Source organism: Streptomyces sp. NPDC001502, from assembly GCF_042894785.1.
Taxonomy (GTDB): domain Bacteria; phylum Actinomycetota; class Actinomycetes; order Streptomycetales; family Streptomycetaceae; genus Streptomyces; species Streptomyces kutzneri.
In genome coordinates, this window is the sequence record NZ_JBIAVW010000003.1 from 121672 (window position 1) to 138774 (window position 17103).

Sequence of the window (17103 nt, forward strand, 5' to 3'; positions counted from 1 at the left end):
CGTGCTCGTACAGTAGCCCCCCGACGGGAGGGCGGTCAGCGGAATCCCGTGCGTCCGCGCAAGCCGGTGACACGGTCCGGTCCGGGGTGGAGAATCGGACGCAGTGACGTGGGGCCGAGGGGCGGGGGCGCTGATGGGTCGGGCACTGCGCGTGGGGATCGTGGTTCTGCCGGTGGGGTTCGTACTCTGGTACGCCTCGTACTACACGACGATCGTGGTCTGGGAGTTGCGCAAGCTCTTCGCCTGGTTCGCCCTGCCCCTGCTGGCCGCGGCGGCCACCGCGGCGGTCGTGCTGCTGGTGGGATGGCTGCGGCGGCGTGCGGGGCGCGGTGCGGGCACCGGGAACGCGGCCGTCGCCCTCGGGTGCCTGGGCGCCGTCGTCGGGCTGGGCCTCACCATCGGCTGGCTGGTGTACGGCTCGTACCTGCAGGACCGTGCGTACATGGCCACCTCGCAGGTCGTGACCGAGCCCGTACCCGCTCTGGCGGCCCGGGTGCCGTACGTGGCCGGCAAGGCGCAGGCCGCCCCGCACCTGGGCGATGTCACCGGCGAGATCTCCGACATCACCTACCTGCCGGACTCGGACCGGTTCGCCACCCTCGTCGAGCGGCGCGGCTGGCTGGCCGGGTACGAGGTCGGCCTCGTGCAGGACGTCCCCCTCGGCGGCGAGAGCCGCAGCCAGGAGCGCTGCCCGTTCGACGTGTCCCGGGCGGACGCGAGGATCAGCGGCTGGTTCACCCACAACCTCGGCAGGAAGATCTCGGCCGAGAAGCGCTGGGTCCGGTTCGAGGCCGACGACGCGTACGTGACCTGCTCGGGCGGCACCCCGGTCGTGGTCGTCCCGCTCAAGCGGCAGACCGGGATCCTCGTCGTGACCGAGCGCCCCGCCGGTGTCGCGCTCTACGACGGGCGGACCGGGAAGCTCACCGTCACCACCGACACCTCCGCCGTTCCCGGTCCGTCCTACCCGATCAGCCTGGCGGCCCGTCAGCGGGAAGGAACGGCCGCGGTGGGCGGCTTCAGCGACTGGTGGTTCGAGCGCAGCGGATGGGATGCCTCCGAGGACGGGGCCAACGAGGGCAACGAGTCCGAGTTCACCATGCGGTACGCCGAAGAGGCCGGGCGCAGTGCGTACGTCACCCCGCTCACCCCGCAGGGAGAGGCCAGTTCGGTCGTGGCCGTGTCGACGCTGCCCACCCGTCACCAGGGCGGCGGGCTCGCGCCGATGACCGTCCATCGCCTCGATCCGGCGTGGTCGTCCCCGAAGGCGCTCGTCGCCCTGATCAAGGCGGAGTACCGGGACGTCTGCTGCTACAACGACGACCAGGTGTTCGAGGTCGTACCCACCGGGGGCGGAACGTGGACGGCCACCGTCGGCAGCGAACAGAACGTCCGCTACCGGGTGGAGGGGAAGGGCCAGGTGGGCGGCCGTGAGGCGACCTGCCTGAAGGCCGCCGACGGAGCGCTCATCCGGTGCGCGTACGTGGTGCCCGGATCACCCGAGGAGCAGGAGCTCAAACGCCGGGAGCAGCAGAAACAGCAGCAGCAGGAGGGTGCGAAGAACCCGGGGGACCCAGGTGACCTGACGGGCTACACGAACGAGCAGCTGGCCGAACTCCAGCGACGGATGACCGAGGAGATCGGCCGCCGCCTGAAGGCCGGATGAGCGGGTGACGGGACGACCGGACCGATCACGCGGAGGCCGCCTCACCGTCCGGCGAGGCGGCCTCCGCGTGTGAGCGACATGGTCCGAGGGCAGTCGGAGCGGTTGTGCGGGCTCGTCACCGCATCGATCCGGTCACCCTGGTGGGACGTTCGGCAAACCGTGCGTGGCCGCCACCTGGGCAGCAGGTGCGGGAGATCGCGTCACGCCGGTCGCCGCGCCGCGCTTCTGCGTGGTGCGGGCCCGCGGGCACCCGGCGGGAGCTGCGCGAACACCCCCCGGATCACCGGCATTCGAACGGACTGTCCGTAAATCGACCGCCCGTGTGCGATGCACCTTCACACCTGGCAGGCTCAGCCCCAGTTGAGCGCTGCATGAAAGTTCCGGCGCGCCAAACAACCTTCGAATCGAAAGTGGGCCTCGTCATGCGTCACCGCTTAGCCACCGTCTCCGCCGCCACTCTCCTCTGCCTCGCCGGCACCGCGGGTCTGGCGGAAGCGAGCCCTGCGAGCCTGTACGCACCCTCCGCGATGGTTCTCACCGTCACCCAGGGGGACGACGCCGCCACGGGCACGGTCCTGCGGGCGGCCGTCCTCAGCTGTGCCTACACCGCCGAGGGCACGCATCCCGCCCCCCGGGCCGCGTGCGACGCCCTCAACGCCACCGGTGGCGACTTCGACCGCCTGCTGGCCGCTCCGGACACGGGCCGCGTGTGCCCGAGGCGCTCCGACCCCGTCACCGTCACCGCGGACGGTGTGTGGAACGGTGACCGCGTCGCCTGGAAGCACACCTTCCGCAACGCGTGCGTGATGTCCGCGACCCTGAACGGCAACGCGCTCTACGCGTTCTGACGCTCCCGCCTGCGCGTCGAGGTGCCGGAAGGCAGCCGCCGTGACGCCCATGGCGGCCAGGGCGAGTCCGTCAGCACGGTCCGGACCCGGGCCGAAGACCGAGGCGGGCGGCGCCGATCGGAGCCGGCGGGCGTGGCACGGGGCCGGCGGCCACGTCGGGTGGCGGCCGGCCCCGGCGGGCCGGAGGTCGGGCATGGGGGGTGGGGGCTGCCGTACCAGGGACACCCCCGTCACGGGCGTACCGTTCTCTCCCTGGGATCGGCGGGTGGCGGCCCGCCGGGGGCGCGGGTCAGTTCTGCCAGGGGGTCCAGCTGCCGCTGTTCAGGCGGTGCCGGGACCAGCGCTCGCCGTCCATGCCGACGATCGAGATGGTCGGGTTCCAGGTGTTGTTGCCTTCGATGCGGACCCCGCTGCGCACGGTGCCGCCCATGGAGGTCCACTCGCTCCACGAGCCCCCGGCGTACTGCCAGCGGGTCCACACCGCGAAGTCGGTGCCGACGATGAAGACCTGACGGTTTCCGGCCGGGTACGTCATCCAGGCCTCGCCGTACTCACAGATGTAGTCACCGCCGAGGCCGGACACGTGACAGAAGCCGGCAGCGGCGGCGGGCGCCGCCGCCTGTGCCGGGGCGGCGGTCACACCGGCGAGGGCGGCCCCGGAGAGCGCGAGGGTGGTGACCGCGAGGGCGGAGCGGCGGAGGATGGCCAAGGTCATGTGGGTACTCCCCAATCGGGATGACGGAACGACTTGACGCTCCGAACACTTCCACCGGCCGCCAACGATGCTCTAACGGCCTGCTAACGCTCCTCCGGCGCCGCACCGGCCTGCCGTGCGTTCGGGAGTGGAATATGCGTTCCATGATTGGCCGAGGCCGTACTCATGCCGCCGGAACAATCCGACTTATCCTCGATCAGGGGCCGTCACTACCTGAACAGAACGGTACGAAGCGGTACGGATCGACAAGGGTGGGGTCTGTGCAGTTCCGCGTGTTGGGGCCGGTCTCCGTGACGACGGCGAACGGAGGTCCGCTGCCGCTCGGCCCTGCCAAACGCCGGAGCCTGCTGGCCATGCTGCTGGCCCATCCGAACACGTCCGTCGGTGTCGAGCGGCTCACCGAGGCGTTGTGGGACGAGGAGCCGCCGAAGCACGCGCGCACCGTGCTGCAGGGACACGTCTCCCGGCTCCGGGCGGTCTTCGCACAGCACGACGCGGCCGCACACGGCGTGGAACTCCTCACCCAGGGAGCGGCGTACCGGCTGCGCCTGCCCGAGGTACTCGTGGACGCCCACCGTTTCGAGGAGTCGCTCCGGCTCGTCCGGCGGAGCGCGGATCCGGGTCGGGCCGTGGCGGTCCTCCGTGAGGCGCTGGGACTGTGGCAGGGGCCGGCGTTCGCCGGGACCGTGCACAGCGCACCGCTGGAGGCCCCCGCGCAGGCGCTGGAGGAACTGCGTCTGACGGCGGTGGAGGCGCTGGCACGCGCGTACGGACAACTGGGCGACCACGGAGCGGCCGCGTCCGTACTGCGCGCCGAGGCCGCCGCACACCCCTTGCGCGAGCCGCTCGTGGCGCACCTGATGCTGGCCCTGGCCCGGGCGGGCCGACAGGCGGACGCGCTGGACTGGTTCCACCGCACGCGCAAGCTGCTCGCCGACGAGATCGGCGTCGACCCCGCACCCGTGCTCACCGACGCGTACCACACCCTCCTGCGCACGGACGCCCACGCCCGTGCCGACGCCGATACCCGTGCCCACGCCCGTGCCGACGCCCACGCCGATACCCAGGCCCGCGCCCACGCCCACGGCCGCGCCCACGCTCACGCGGACGCCGACCACGAGACGGTCCGGCCGCCCGCCGCCGCGCCGCACGAGGCCGCCGCGGGGCCCGTCGGCACACCCCAACTGCTGCCCCGCCGGCCACGGGGCTTCATCGCGCGGCAGGACGAGCTCGCGACCCTCGACCGCATCACGACCGCGACGCCGGGCCCCGTCGTCACCCTCACGGGCAGCGCCGGCGTCGGCAAGACCGCGCTCGCCGTGCACTGGTCGCACCGCCGCCGCGCCGATTTCCCCGACGGCACGCTCTTCGCCGACCTGTGCGGCTTCAGCCCCACCCCGGCCCGTGACACCCGCGCCGTGCTCCGCGAGTTCCTGCTCGCGCTCGGCGTCCCGGTCGAGCGGATGCCGGGCTCGCCCGTCGCCCTCGGGGCCCGCTACCGCGAACTGACCGCCGGACGCCGACTGCTGGTCGTACTGGACAACGCCGTCGACTCCGAGCAGATCCGCCCGCTGCTGCCCGGCGGGGACGAGTGCGTCACCCTCGTCACCAGCCGTGACCGGCTCGACGGCCTGGTGGCCACCGACGCCGCCCGCCCGATGACGGTCGGCGCGTTGCCCGCCGCCGACTCGACGGCGCTGCTGGCCGCCGTACTGGGCCCGGAATCGGTGGCGGCCGAACCGGAAGCCGCCGCGCGACTGGCCGGTCTGTGCGACGGACTGCCCCTCGCGCTGCGCGTCGCCGCCGCCCGGCTCGCCACGCGTCCGCACCGGGGCCTGGCCTCCTTCGCCGGTGAACTCGCCGACGAGCAGCACCGGCTGGACCTGCTCAAGGCGGAGGACACCGGCGTCGCCGCGGCGCTCGGCCTCAGCCTGCGGCATCTGCCCGAACCGGCGCGGCGGTTGTTCCACCACCTCGGCCCGCACACCGGTGCCACGCTCGACACCTGCACGGCGGCCGCGCTCGCCGACTGCCCGCCACCCCAGGCCGCGCTGGCACTGGACCAGTTGGCCGCGGCCCAGCTGGTCGTCGAGACGGGCCCGCAGTCCTACGTGCTGCACGATCTGGTGCGCCTCTTCGCCCGCAGCCTGGCACCCGATCACGAACCCGCCGGGCTGCTCCGGCTGCTCGACCACTGGGTGCAGACCCTGCTCGGGGCGTGCGCGGCCGCGGAGCCCGGCGGCGAGCCGTGCTGCGCCCTCCCGCCCGGGGCCCGGCGCTCGGCCGAGATCCGCCGGTTCGCCGACCGGACGAGCGCGCTCGCCTGGTACTCCGCCGAACGCGGCACCCTGCGGGCAACGGTCGAGGCCGCCGTCGAGGCGGGCCACCACGACCGGGCCTGGCGGCTCGTCCTGCTCCAGTGGCCGCTCATCGTGTGGCAGGTCCGCGACGGCTGGGTGCCGCTCCTCGAACAGGGGCTGGCGTCCGCGGAACTCGACGGTGATCCGGCGGCCCAGTCCCGGGCGTCGGCGCTGCTCGGCTGGGTCCTGTCCGAGGAGGGCAGGCCCGAGGAGGCCCTGACGCGGCTGGAGCGGGCCCCTGATCTCGCCGTCCGGGCGGGTGACTTCGCCGGGGAGGCGGTCGCCCGGATCAACCTGGCCGTCGCGCTCATGCGGTACGGAGACCGCGAACGGCCCGGCGGCCTGCTGGCCGACGCCCTCGCCCTCGCCGAGCGGGAGGGTCTCACCGAGACCGTCACCCTGGCGCACCAACACCTCGCCCAGCACCTGCTGTCGGTCGGCGCCGCGGCCGAAGCCGCCGCGCACGCGGCCCGCGGGCTGGCTCTCGCCGCGCCTCCGCTGGCGGCCCCGCGCCGGGTGGTCCTGCGCACCCTGCACGGTGAGGCGCTGGCCGCCGTCGGACGGACCGGCGAGGCCGCACGACAGCTCCACGAGGCCATCCGGGAGGCCCGGGCCAACGCCTACGAGGAGGGCGAGCTCGCCGCGCGGGCGGTACTGGACGGGCTGCCGGAGCGGGGGCCGGAGCGGGGGCCGGACCAGGGGCCGGACCAGGGGCCGGCGTGGAGCGTGGTCACGCGGGGGCGTTCCACCCTCGGCGGGTACCGCTCCGGACCGCGATCAGGCGGATCACCGCGACCGTGAGGTCCGGCTCGTACAGCCGCGCGTAAGGCCTTTCGGCGAGCGCCCGCCGACGGCGGTCCCCCCGGGTACGCGCCGGAGCGTGCGGGAGAGTGCGCCCGCCTTCGCGCGCCTGGAGCGCACCACCGACCTGCTGCGGGAACGGGTCCCGGCCCCGCTGTGACCCGGCAGGAATACCCAGGGCGATTGTCACTCTATTCCCGCCTAGGGATGATTCGCGTAGGTGTGTGGATCTTCGCATGCTTATGCTTCACCCGCTATGACGGAAAGTCAGACCTCTCGCACATCAGCGGAATCAGCCGATGTGGTCGTCCTCGGTGCCGGCCCCGCCGGGCTCGTTCTCGGAATCCTGCTGCACACCGCCGGGATCGACTGCGTCATCTTGGAGCGTGCCTCCCGCACCCATGTGCAGACCCGGGCCCGCGCGGGGTTCCTCGCCCCCAACACCGTGCGGATCCTGGACCGCCACGGCCTCGCCGACGGCCTGCGCCGGCACGGTCACCGCCACGGCACGTGCGAGTTCCGCACGGAGGACGGCCGGTTCCGCCTCGACTACGGAGCTCTCGGCCGGGGCGGGCAGCATCACGTCTACCCGCAGCAGAACCTGGTCACGGACCTCCTGAACCACTACCTCGGCCTCGGCGGACGCATCCGCTTGCGCACCGAGGCGCTCGCCGTGCACGACACCGACGGCACGCGGCCGTCCGTCACGGCGCGCGAGCCCGACGGCCGGCCCGCCCGGTGGACCGCCCGGTACGTCGCCGGCTGCGACGGCCGGTACGGGGCGGCCCGCCGCTCGCTGCCACCGGGCGCCGTCCGCCACCACCGGTACGACCACGGAGTGACCTGGCTCGCCTGCTCGCCGAGACTCCCGCGAGTCTCGACGCCGTCGGCTACGCCATTCACGACCACGGCTTCGCCGGACACATGGCCCGCACCTCGGACGTCACCCGCTACTACCTCCAGTGGCAGCGCGGCACGCCCGCCGACGCCTGGTCCGAGCAGCGGATCTGGGACGAGCTCGACGTCCGGATGCGCGCCGCGGACCACGGCCCGCTGAGCCGGGGCGGACTCCTGGAACGCGGGGTCTTCGACCTCACCTGCGACGTCGTCGAACCCCTGCGCCACGGCCCGCTCTTCCTGGCGGGCGACGCGGCGAGCCTGCTCGCCCCGGCCGCTGCGAAGGGCGCCAACCTCGCGGTGCTGGAGGCCGAGATCCTGGCCGAAGGCCTCGCCGACGCCCTCACCCGCGGCGACACCGCAGGACTCGACAGCTACTCGGACCGGTGCCTGGCGCACATCTGGCGGGCGCAGGAGTTCACCGGGTGGATGACCCGGCTCCTGCACGCGCCCCCCGACCGGGACCAGGACGCCGGATCGTTCTTCCACGCCGCCCTGCAGCGGTCCCGGCTGGCATCGCTGCGCACCTCGCGCATCCACCAGGACTGGTTCGCCGAGAACTACGTCGGCGTGTGACCGCCGCGGCGGCCCGCCCCCGTACCGCTCACCCCGCCCCACCGCTCCCACCGCTCCCACCGCTTGGCCCTGCCCTGCCACGTACCGGCCCGAGGACACCCCCACGATGACGACGACCCTCCCCGACGAAACGTTGCTCCTGGACGACACCGCCTGCCTGCGCGCGGCGGCCCGGTTCGTCCGTGAGCACGACAGTGCCGCCCTGCTCCCCCTCCTGCTGCCCGGCCTCGGCGGCCCGGACCTGCAGGCGCTGGCCGGGCACTGCCGGTTCGCCCACGCCGGGCTGCTGCTCTTCCCACCGGACGCGGACGGCCTGCGGACCCGACTCGCCGACTGCGGACTGGCCGTGGACACTCCCTCCCACCCCAGCGTGGTGGTCCGCGAACGCCTCGCCCGGCGCCACCGGCGCGACCCGGCCGAGCTCGACGTCCAGATCCTGCGCCCGCGCGTGCTCGGCTCCGCCGGTGAACGGCGCGCGGTCGAGGTGTTCGCCCTGACCGTGCCCCCGCACTGCGACCTGGAACCGATCGCGGCCTACGAACGCACCCGCCGGCACGAGGCGCACCTCGCCTTCGAGGTCGAGCACCCCGAGCCGCTGGCCCTGCGCGGCCTCTGCGCCATCCTCGCCCGTCACGGCGCGCGGCCCGACGGCGGCGGCTACAACCCGCACGAGGACGGCACGGTCCTTTACTTCACCCTCCCCGACGCCGCCTGCGACTACGAGCGCCTGGAACTGTACGTACGGGGCGACCACCGGGACACCCTCGCCGCCCACCTGGACCGGCCCCGCCATGACGTGCGGCAGCCCGCCGAAACGCTTCTCCACCTCCTCACCGGCGCGTGGACGACACAGGCACTCGCCACGTTCGCCCGGCTGGGCCTGCCCGACGTCATGGACCCCCGTACCGCCTGCCGCACCGAGGACCTCGCCCGGCTGACCGGCAGCCACCCACGGAGTCTGGCCGTACTCCTGCGCTACCTCGCCATGCTCGGCGCCGTCACCCAGGACCCCGGCCTGGAGAACGAGGAGGACGGATTCCGACTGACCGAACTCGGCGCCCTGCTGCGCGCCGACACGCACGGGTCCATGCGACCGCTGGCCCTGATGTACGGAGGCCCGTTCTACCGCTCCTTCGGCGGCCTCGACCATGCCGTGCGGACCGGGCAGCCGGCGTTCGACCACCTCTTCGGCGAGAACCACTTCGACCACTTCGCCCGCGATGGCGAACTCGCCGCCCTCTTCGACCGTTCCATGGCCGCGAGTTCACGGATGTTCCGGCCGCTCCCCGCCCACCCGGTCATCACCGCCGCGGCCCAGGCACCCACGGCCGCGACCGTCGTGGACGTCGCCGGAGGGAACGGGGAGCTCCTCGGCCGCATCCTCACCGCACACCCGCGCCTGCGCGGTGTCCTGCTCGAACGCCCGCACGCCGTCGAAGCCGCCCGCCGGCTGCTCGACGCCGCGGGCTGCGGCGCGCGCTGCGACTACCGCACGGGCGACTTCGCCGACGTGCCGCCCGGCGGCGACGTCTATGTCCTGTCCCGCGTCCTGCACGACTGGGACGACGACCGCTGCCGCGAGATCCTGCGCCACTGCGTCCGCGCGATGCCCGCCCACGCGGACCTGCTCGTCGTGGAACGTCTTCTGCCCGCAGACGGTTCCCCCTCCCTGGCCACCGCCTGGGACCTGCACATGCTGTGCAACGTCGGAGGCCGCGAACGCCGCGCCGACCACTACGCGCGCCTGTTCGCCGAGGCGGGACTCCAACTCGTCGGCCACAGGCCCCTGCCGCTGGACGCGCATGTGCTGCACGCCCGCCGGGCGGGCGCACCGGACCCCGCCGCCCGACAGAGCTGAACCGGCGGCACCTCCCCAGGGCGGGAGCAGGCAGCCCGCCCGGGACGAGGTGCGAAGGATCACCGGCAGGAGCTCCGGCCGGACGTCCGTCAGCGGTACGGGGTGCGCCGGTCCGGCGGGAGCGCCCGGTGGATCACGCGCAGGACGAAGGAATCCGGGGGCCGCCACACGTCCCGGTCGGCGAACGGCCAGGCGTAGACCGGGGATCCGTCGCGGACGCAGTCGAGCAGGCCGGGCGCTTCGAGCTCGTGGGCCGACCACGCGTAGAGCTGCTGCAGTCTCGGCGCGATCACCCCGAAGTCGAGCAGGCGGCCGAATCCGATCTCCCTGTCGAGGTGGGACCGCACCGTGTCGTGGAGCGGGTACTCGTCGGGGAGCACCCGGGACAGCTGCAGGAAGATCCCGGTCATCTCCACCCTCGGATCGCCGAGGAACGGCGCGAGCGGACGCAGCCGGCCGAGGGCGATACGCGGCGCCGCGACGAGGGCGTGCGCGTAGAGGACGCGGCAGAGGACGACGTTCATGAAGAACCGCTCGGTCTCGTTCTCCGCCTCCGCGAGGTCGCGGTGCTTGAGGTAGGCGGCGACCACGCTCCCGTTGTGCGCCCGGTACCAGGCCCGGGCCGTGGGGTGGTCGGCGAAGGACAGCCAGCGGTCGGCCGTGCGCGAGGAGGCGGGCCCGGGAAGCCCGCCGCTCAGGCCCACCGCCTCGCAGCCGTCACGAAGGATGCGTTCGTTCACCGCCCGCCACCACGGACTGCCGGGCCGGTCGGCGAACGCAGGCTGCAGCACGCCCCGCCGCACCTGCCAGCGCATGAACGACATCGCCGCCCGGCGGAACGGCAGGTGCCGGGGCGCCTTGCCGAACGGACCGTAGTAGCAACGCTCCATCAAGGCCATCCGCCCGGCGGGGTCGTCGCGGACCGCGGCGACCTGCTGCCCGGCCCAGGCCGCGGCCGTGATCTCGGACATCATGACCACAGCGTCGCACAAACCGCTCACGTCGATGCCGTGCCCGGCCGGGCGGCACGCCGCGTCCGGCTCAGGGCCAGGGGCCAGGGCCAGGGGCCGGGTCAGGGTCAGGCGGTCGGGGCGAGCACCCACAGGCGGTGGTCCCAGCCGACGTCACGGCTGGCGCGGACCGCGAGCCCGGCCCGCTCCGCCAGCGCGGTCACCTCCTTCACCGAGCGCAGCCCGGAGCCGAACGCCGCCGTGAGCCGCAGGTGGTGCAGGACGGCGTCGATGTCGTCCGGGTCGGCCGCCTCGACCTGCTCGACCAGCACCAGGGCGCCGTCGGCCGGCAGCGCGGCCGCCGCCTCGGCCAGGGTCAGCACCGCGTCCTCGTCCGGCAGCCACTCCAGCAGCCGGCACAGCAGCAGCGTCCCCGCTCCCGACGGCACCGGGTGGGTCTGCGGTACGAGTTCCACCCGGGGCAGCACCTCCGGATCGAGGATCTGCCCGCCCAGGACACCCAGCACCGACGGCAGGGCGGCGAGGCGTACCCGCAGCCCGGGGAACTCCTTGACGAGCGCATTGACGACCGTGCCGGCGCCGTTGCCCGACGCGCCGAGGACGTCCACCGCCGACCAGTCGTAGGCGCCGGCCACCCCGGTCGAGACCCAGCGGGCCTCGTCCTCGATCGCGGTACGGGCCGAACCGCCGAGGCGCACATCGGTGCGCAGCGCCTGCGCCAGCGTCTCACCGGACGCCGTCCGGCAGCCGTCCGCACCCGAGCGCAGCCGTTCGGCGAGCCCCGCCAGCGACAGGTCGAAGGCGGCCTGCGCGCCGCGCAGGTCGTACTCCTCCAACGAGTGGTCGTCCTCGACCAGTTCCTCGCCCACCGGAGTCAGCCGGTACCCGTCCTCCGCCACCGCGAACACCTCGATCTCCACGAGGTACTTCAGCAGCGCGCCGAGCGAGCGCGGCTCGGTCCCGCTGCGCCGCGCCAGCTCCGCGGGCTCCCGTACACCCTGGTAGACGAGGTCGACCAGGCCCAGGGTGACGGCCACGCGGATCGCCAGCCCCGGCGCCAGGTCGGTCAGTTCGTGGAGCCGGCCGTGCGCGTCCTCGCCCTCCAGGACGTCGGGGTCGGCGGGCTCGGCGAGGCCGGGCGCGACCTCGGCCCGCCGCCAGTAGCCGGTGATGTGCGTCTGCTCGCGCGGCACGCCCCGGTCCACCGACAGGTGCCGCCGGATGCCCTTGAGGGTGACGGCCTCCCCGGCCGCCCACACGAACACCGTGCCCGGCAGCCACTCCATGTCCCGCACCGCGCGCTCCAGCAGATCGCTGCGCCCCGCCGGCGTGCCCGCGCGTACCAGCCAGGTGACCTCGGCCTCCGCGCGCGTCGGCAGTTCCTGGCGGTGGCTCTCCTCGCCGACCTCGACGAACACCCGGGCCCGGGTCCCTTCGGGCATCTCGTCGAGCCAGCGGCCGATCGCGGGCAGCGCCGTCTCGTCGCCGATCACCAGCAGCCAGTCCGCGCCCTCGGGGTGGCCGTGCGACATCTTCGGCCCGGCGATCCAGGTCACCTGGCCCGGAGCGGCCTGCTGCGCCCACGACGAGGCGATCCCGCCGTCGTGCCGGACGAAGTCGAAGTCGATCTCCCCGGCCACCGGGTCGAACCGCACCGGCGTGTAGTCCTTGGAGATCGGCCGGCCGTCGGAGGGCCAGTCCAGGCTGCTCACGTTCTGCCGGGGCAGCACCGGCTCCCGGCCCTCCTGCGCGAAGAAGAACTTCACGTGGTCGTCGAAGCCCTCCGTGCGCAGCGGCGGGAGAGACAGGCCCGCGTGCTCGAAGGCGTGCAGCTGAGGCCCGCCCAGGGTCACCCGCCGCATCCCGGGCGTGACGTCCGAGACGCGCAGCACCGTCAGCTCCCTGAGCACGATGGGGAAGGTGACGACCGAGCGGGGACTACGGGTGGACATCCGACTTGCTCCTTCACATCCGTCCGGCAGATCCGGCATGCGGCCACGCTACGGCGCTCCGCGCGCCCCGCATCCAACCCGCGGACCACGGCACTGCCACCCCGCGCGCAATCCGGACGCCCGGTCCCACCATCCGGTGCGGCGGCCACCGACCCCGGCCGGCCGGCTCCCCGGACAGCGCCGTCCCTGCGGACTGGACCTCAAGTGCGCTTGAGAATCTACGGTGTTGTGCGTAGGCGATCTCGAAGTGAGCGAACGGAGCGGATCCGCCATGGAGTACTCGCACAACGACGCCGCATTGGCCCGCCAGCCCATCGGCTACTGGAGCTGGGCCGCCTCCGACGCGGTGGTCACCCGGATCAGGGCCGTCCTCGCCGGAATCGGCACCACCCAGCCGCAGGCATGGATCCTGGACCGGATCGCGCAGGCCGAGGTGCCGCCGACCCGCGACGGGGTGACCGGGGTGCTGAGCGGCTACGCGGCCGCGGGCATCGACGACCTCGACGAGGAGATCGACGCCACCGTCGGCCGCGGCTGGGTCACGCAGGACGCGGACGGACACCTCGAACTCACCGCCGGGGGAAAGGACTTTCGCGCCCGGGTGGCCGCTACGCAGGCGGAGCTGTGGCAGGAGCGGCACCGGGACATCCCGGACGAGGAGTACGTGATCACGCTCAAGGTCCTGCAGCGGTTCATCCACAACACCGGAGGCCACGCCTGGCACCACTAGGATCCCGGATCCGCCGGCGGGACCGTCACGTCCGGGCCGGGTCCGGGCGTGCGCCCTGGCGCCCGGGTCGCCCGTGCTGTGTAATCGACGACTGTGGAGGGGAGCCTGGCAGCTGTCGTCGGTGCGGCCATAGGGGCTGTCGGGGGGCTCACCGGTGGTTGGCTCTCCGTGGTCGGCCAGTCGAGGCAGCGCCGTGAGCAGCAGCGCGCCGATCACCAGCGATGGCGTGACGAGATGAGACGCGATGCCTACACCTCGTACCTGGCCGCCACGCGTGAGTTGAACGCGGCGTGCTGGAAGGTGGCCGACCAACTGTCATCGCAGGCAAGCACGCCGGCCGACTGGCAGACGGCCCTTGCCGAAACGCACGATGCCTGGGCCAGGTTCAGCACGGGCTCATCAGCCGTGGCTGTCGCCGGACCGGGGTCTGCGGCGAACACTGCGGCGGACCTGCACCGGGCGATGCGGAGGTGCGAAATGATCGTCGTGGACTGGGCGCGTGCGGCGATCAGGGACGGGGTGGCCCACGTCGACGACTACCGGCCGCGGTTCGCGTCCGCTGCCGACGCCAAGCAGGCTCCGCTCGCGGCCTTTCAGCAGGCCGCGCGCGAAGCTCTGGGGACGGAGCACTGAAGGCCGCCGGGACCGAACCCGGCGGGCCCGCCTCCCGAGGGAGACCGGCCCGCCCGTGGGCCGCGTGACAGCAGGGGTCACTGACCGGCGACGGCCTTCGCGAGGAGCGGGGTGAGCTGCTCGACCACCCACGGGGCGCTCAGCGCGTCCGGGTAGGCGATGGCCGAGGACAGCGAGTTGTCCGAGGGGATGACCGTGAAGTGCTTGGTCTTCACCGCGTTCAGGGACTGGAACAGCTTGTTGGACTCCAGCTCGGTCGCGCTGATCACGCCGCGGTCACCGAAGGGGTAGGTGACGAGGAGGACGTCGGCGTCGAGCTGGTCGAGGTTCTCCAGGCTCACGGCGTTCTTGTTCGGCGCGTAGTTCTTCGCCTTGTCGGTCTTGGTGAAGCCGAGCTTCTCGAAGACGCCCGGGTCCTGGTCGGCGTAGGACATGAAGCTGACCTGCTCGGGGTGGACGACCGTGTAGGTGTACGTCTTGCCCTTGAACTCGGGGTGCGCGGTGGCGGCTTCCGTCGTGGCCTTCTCGTTCGCCGCGATCACCTCGTCCGCCTTGGCGCTCAGGCCGAGGGCCTTCGCGGCCGTCTTCAGCCGGTCCTGCCAGGTGAGGGTGTCGGCGTGCGCCTTGTCGGTGAAGGTGACCACCGGGGCGATCGGCTGCAGCTTGGCGTAGTCCGCGTCCATCTCCCAGGTGTTCATGCCGAGGATGACGTCGGGGGCCTCGGCCGCGATGGCCTCGTAGGCGGTGCCGTCACTGTCGTCGTAGGTCTTCAGCTTGCCGGCGCCGAGCTTGTCGATGGCGCGCTGCTTGTACTCGGGCACCTTGGCGCCGTCCTCGACGTCAGGGGTGATGACGGGGACGATGCCCAGCGCCAGCGCGATGGCGGTGTCGCCGTCGGAGACCGTCGCGACCTTCACCGGCTTCTTCCTGACCTCGGTCTTGCCCCACGCGTTGGTGAGGGAGACGGGGAAGGCGGCGGACGCGTCTCCGGCGGCGGCCGGCCTGTCCTTGGCGGCGGTCGAGTCCTCGCCGCCGCACGCGGTGAGCAGGCCGAGGCAGGCGGCGGCCGCGGTGAGGGCGGCGAGGGTGCGGGCCGGGCGACGGCGCGTTCTGTGCTGAACGGACATGGCGGTGGCGTCTCCTATGCGGGGGTACGACGGCCCAGGGGGAAGATCTGGGGCCGCTCTGAGCGGGGATGGGGGACGACGAGACAGTCCAGGCCGAACACTTCGGCCACGGTCTCCTCGGTGAGCACCTCTTCGGGAGTGCCCCGGCGCACGATCCGGCCGTCGCGCATGGCGACGATCGTCGAGGCGTACAGGGCTGCCTGGTTGAGGTCGTGGGACACCAGCACGATCGTCTTGCCGGCCTGCTCGTTGAGGTCGGCGAGGAGGTCCATGACCTCGATCTGGTGGGCGATGTCCAGGTAGGTGGTGGGCTCGTCCAGGAGCAGCGTGGGCGTGTCCTGGGCGAGCGCGAGGGCGATCCACACGCGCTGGCGCTGGCCGCCGGAGAGCTGGTCGACCGGGCGGTCGATCAGCTCGGCGGTACCGGTCGCCAGCAGGGCGTCCGCGATGACCTCGTCGTCGGCGGCGGTGCGCCGCTGTCCGAACCGGCGGTGCGGGTGGCGGCCGCGCCAGACGAGGTCGCCGACGGTGAGGGACTCCGGGGCGATCGGCGACTGCGGCAGGATGCCCAGGCGCCGGGCCACCTCGCGGGTGGACAGGGCGTGGATGTCCTGGCCTTCGAGGAGGACCGAGCCGGCCGCGACGGGCAGCAGCCGGGCGACCGACTTGAGCAGGGTCGACTTCCCACAGGCGTTCGGGCCGACCAGCGCGGTGATCTTGCCGGGCTCGATCCCGAGGGACAGCTCCTCGATGATCGGCCTGCGCTCGTACCCGGCGCTGATGCCGCGGGCTTCGAGCCGGAAGCCGGCGTCGGGGGAGGGGGGTACGGGTCGTGCGCTCATGCGGGGGCTCCTTGCCTGCGCCGGAGGATCAGCCAGACGAAGTAGGGGGCGCCGAGCAGTGCCGTGAGGACGCCCGTCGGTACCGGGCTGATGACAGGGCCGTGCTGGGCGAGGACATCGGCGCCGAGGACGATGACGGCGCCGATCGGGACGGCCAGCGCGACGGACCGGTCGGCGCCGACCAGCCGGATCGCGATGGGACCGCTGATCAGCGAGACGAATCCGATCGGGCCGGTGACACTGGTGGCGAGCGCGGCGGCCGCGGCCCCGACCAGCAGGGTCGCGATCCGGGCGGCGCCCACCCGGGTGCCGAGCCCGAGCGCGAGCTGGTCGCCGAGGGCCATGCTGCCCAGGGAGCGGCCGAGCAGTGCGGTGCAGAGCCCGCACACGGCGAGCGCGCCCGCCAGCGTCGACACCCCCTCCCAGGTGGCGTCGTTGACGCTGCCGACCAGCCAGCGCATCACCTGCGCGATCCCGTGCTGACCGGCCACCGTGAACAGGTAGTTCACGTACGCGGTGCACACGGCGCTCAGGCCGATGCCCACGAGGACCAGGCGGTACGTGTCCACACCCCCGCCGCGCCGGCTCAGCGCGAGCACCGTCGCCACGAGGGCGAAGGCTCCGCCGAGGCCTGCCAGGGAGGTCCCGAAGGGAACCGCCGGGGCGAACAGCAGCATCGTGGTGGCTCCGGCTCCGGCGCCCGCCGAGATGCCGACGATGTCCGGGGTGGCCAGCGGGTTGCGGATGAGCCGCTGGTACAGGGCTCCGGACAGGCCGAAGAGGGCTCCGGCGAGCAGCGCCGCCAGCGCGCGCGGCATCCGGATGCGGAAGATCACGTAGTCGGCCAGTCCGGTGCGCAGCCCGAAGGCGGCGGGCAGGATGTCGCCCGCCGGGATCCGCTTGACCCCGCCCAGCAGCAGCGAGGCGGTGAGCAGCGCGAGCAGCATCAGGACGAGGACGCAGGCCACGAGGCGGGCCCGGCGCAGCCCCGCCCGGCGGGCACCGCGCAGCCGGGCCACGGTGGCGGCCCTGAGGTCGGCCGCGGTGTCGCGGGAGGCCTGCCCGAGGCCCCGTGCCGCGTCCGTGCTCGGCGCGTGTGTCTGTCGTGTGTGTGTCTGTGGCATGTC

At 73.3% G+C, this 17103-nt stretch carries 12 protein-coding genes and 1 pseudogene; 7 read left to right on the top strand and 6 right to left on the bottom strand.

Translation table 11 applies throughout. The features are described from left to right. The first annotated feature begins 172 nt into the window (after positions 1–172). Both ACFY0D_RS05445 and ACFY0D_RS05450 read left to right on the top strand, forming a co-directional pair. Positions 173–1666: a hypothetical protein gene (locus tag ACFY0D_RS05445; protein WP_390797089.1), complete on the top strand. Its 1494-nt coding sequence runs from the start codon at positions 173–175 to the stop codon at positions 1664–1666. Between the two features lie 422 nt (positions 1667–2088). Further along, a complete protein-coding gene (locus ACFY0D_RS05450; protein ID WP_390797090.1) occupies positions 2089–2514 on the top strand; it encodes a subtilase-type protease inhibitor in 426 nt (141 codons plus the stop codon). Positions 2515–2803: 289 nt separating this feature from the next. On the opposite strand, the gene ACFY0D_RS05455 is transcribed toward ACFY0D_RS05450, so the two are convergent. After that, entirely contained in the window at positions 2804–3229 is a 426-nt protein-coding gene (locus ACFY0D_RS05455; RefSeq protein WP_301373908.1) for a hypothetical protein, read from the bottom strand. A gap of 260 nt (positions 3230–3489) precedes the next feature. Between ACFY0D_RS05455 and ACFY0D_RS05460 the strand changes: the two genes are divergently transcribed. From ACFY0D_RS05460 to ACFY0D_RS05470, 3 genes and pseudogenes are all read left to right on the top strand, one after another. Continuing rightward, positions 3490–6390 (top strand): BTAD domain-containing putative transcriptional regulator, encoded by a 2901-nt coding sequence (locus tag ACFY0D_RS05460; RefSeq protein ID WP_390797091.1) that lies wholly within the window; start codon positions 3490–3492, stop codon positions 6388–6390. Positions 6391–6691: 301 nt separating this feature from the next. After that, positions 6692–7863 (top strand): annotated as a pseudogene (locus tag ACFY0D_RS05465) (4-hydroxybenzoate 3-monooxygenase). A gap of 106 nt (positions 7864–7969) precedes the next feature. After that, entirely contained in the window at positions 7970–9721 is a 1752-nt protein-coding gene (locus ACFY0D_RS05470) for a methyltransferase (protein ID WP_390797092.1), read from the top strand. 89 nt (positions 9722–9810) lie between these two features. Here the strand turns inward: ACFY0D_RS05470 and ACFY0D_RS05475 are convergent, their stop codons facing one another. Together ACFY0D_RS05475 and ACFY0D_RS05480 are read right to left on the bottom strand one after the other, a co-directional pair. After that, a complete protein-coding gene (locus ACFY0D_RS05475) occupies positions 9811–10695 on the bottom strand; it encodes a hypothetical protein (protein ID WP_390797093.1) in 885 nt (294 codons plus the stop codon). Positions 10696–10799: 104 nt separating this feature from the next. After that, positions 10800–12644 carry an SIP domain-containing protein gene (locus ACFY0D_RS05480; RefSeq protein ID WP_390797094.1) on the bottom strand — a complete coding sequence of 615 codons (1845 nt, stop codon included), beginning with the start codon at positions 12642–12644 and terminating at the stop codon, positions 10800–10802. Positions 12645–12915: 271 nt separating this feature from the next. Between ACFY0D_RS05480 and ACFY0D_RS05485 the strand changes: the two genes are divergently transcribed. Next, complete coding sequence (locus ACFY0D_RS05485; RefSeq protein ID WP_390797095.1) at positions 12916–13374, top strand: MarR family transcriptional regulator; 459 nt, start codon at positions 12916–12918, stop codon at positions 13372–13374. Between the two features lie 168 nt (positions 13375–13542). Next, a complete protein-coding gene (locus tag ACFY0D_RS05490; protein WP_390797096.1) occupies positions 13543–14007 on the top strand; it encodes a hypothetical protein in 465 nt (154 codons plus the stop codon). A gap of 77 nt (positions 14008–14084) precedes the next feature. Here the strand turns inward: ACFY0D_RS05490 and ACFY0D_RS05495 are convergent, their stop codons facing one another. The 3 genes from ACFY0D_RS05495 to ACFY0D_RS05505 are packed head-to-tail and all read right to left on the bottom strand — an operon-like array spanning position 14085 to position 17100. Next, the gene (locus ACFY0D_RS05495; RefSeq protein WP_390797097.1) at positions 14085–15134 is read right to left on the bottom strand and encodes an ABC transporter substrate-binding protein; all 1050 of its coding nucleotides are present in this window, start codon (positions 15132–15134) and stop codon (positions 14085–14087) included. Between the two features lie 14 nt (positions 15135–15148). Continuing rightward, the gene (locus tag ACFY0D_RS05500; protein ID WP_390797098.1) at positions 15149–15976 is read right to left on the bottom strand and encodes an ABC transporter ATP-binding protein; all 828 of its coding nucleotides are present in this window, start codon (positions 15974–15976) and stop codon (positions 15149–15151) included. Beyond that, positions 15973–17100 carry a FecCD family ABC transporter permease gene (locus ACFY0D_RS05505; protein WP_390797099.1) on the bottom strand — a complete coding sequence of 376 codons (1128 nt, stop codon included), beginning with the start codon at positions 17098–17100 and terminating at the stop codon, positions 15973–15975. Before ACFY0D_RS05505 ends, ACFY0D_RS05500 begins: the two co-directional genes overlap by 4 nt. Between the last annotated feature and the right edge of the window lie 3 nt (positions 17101–17103).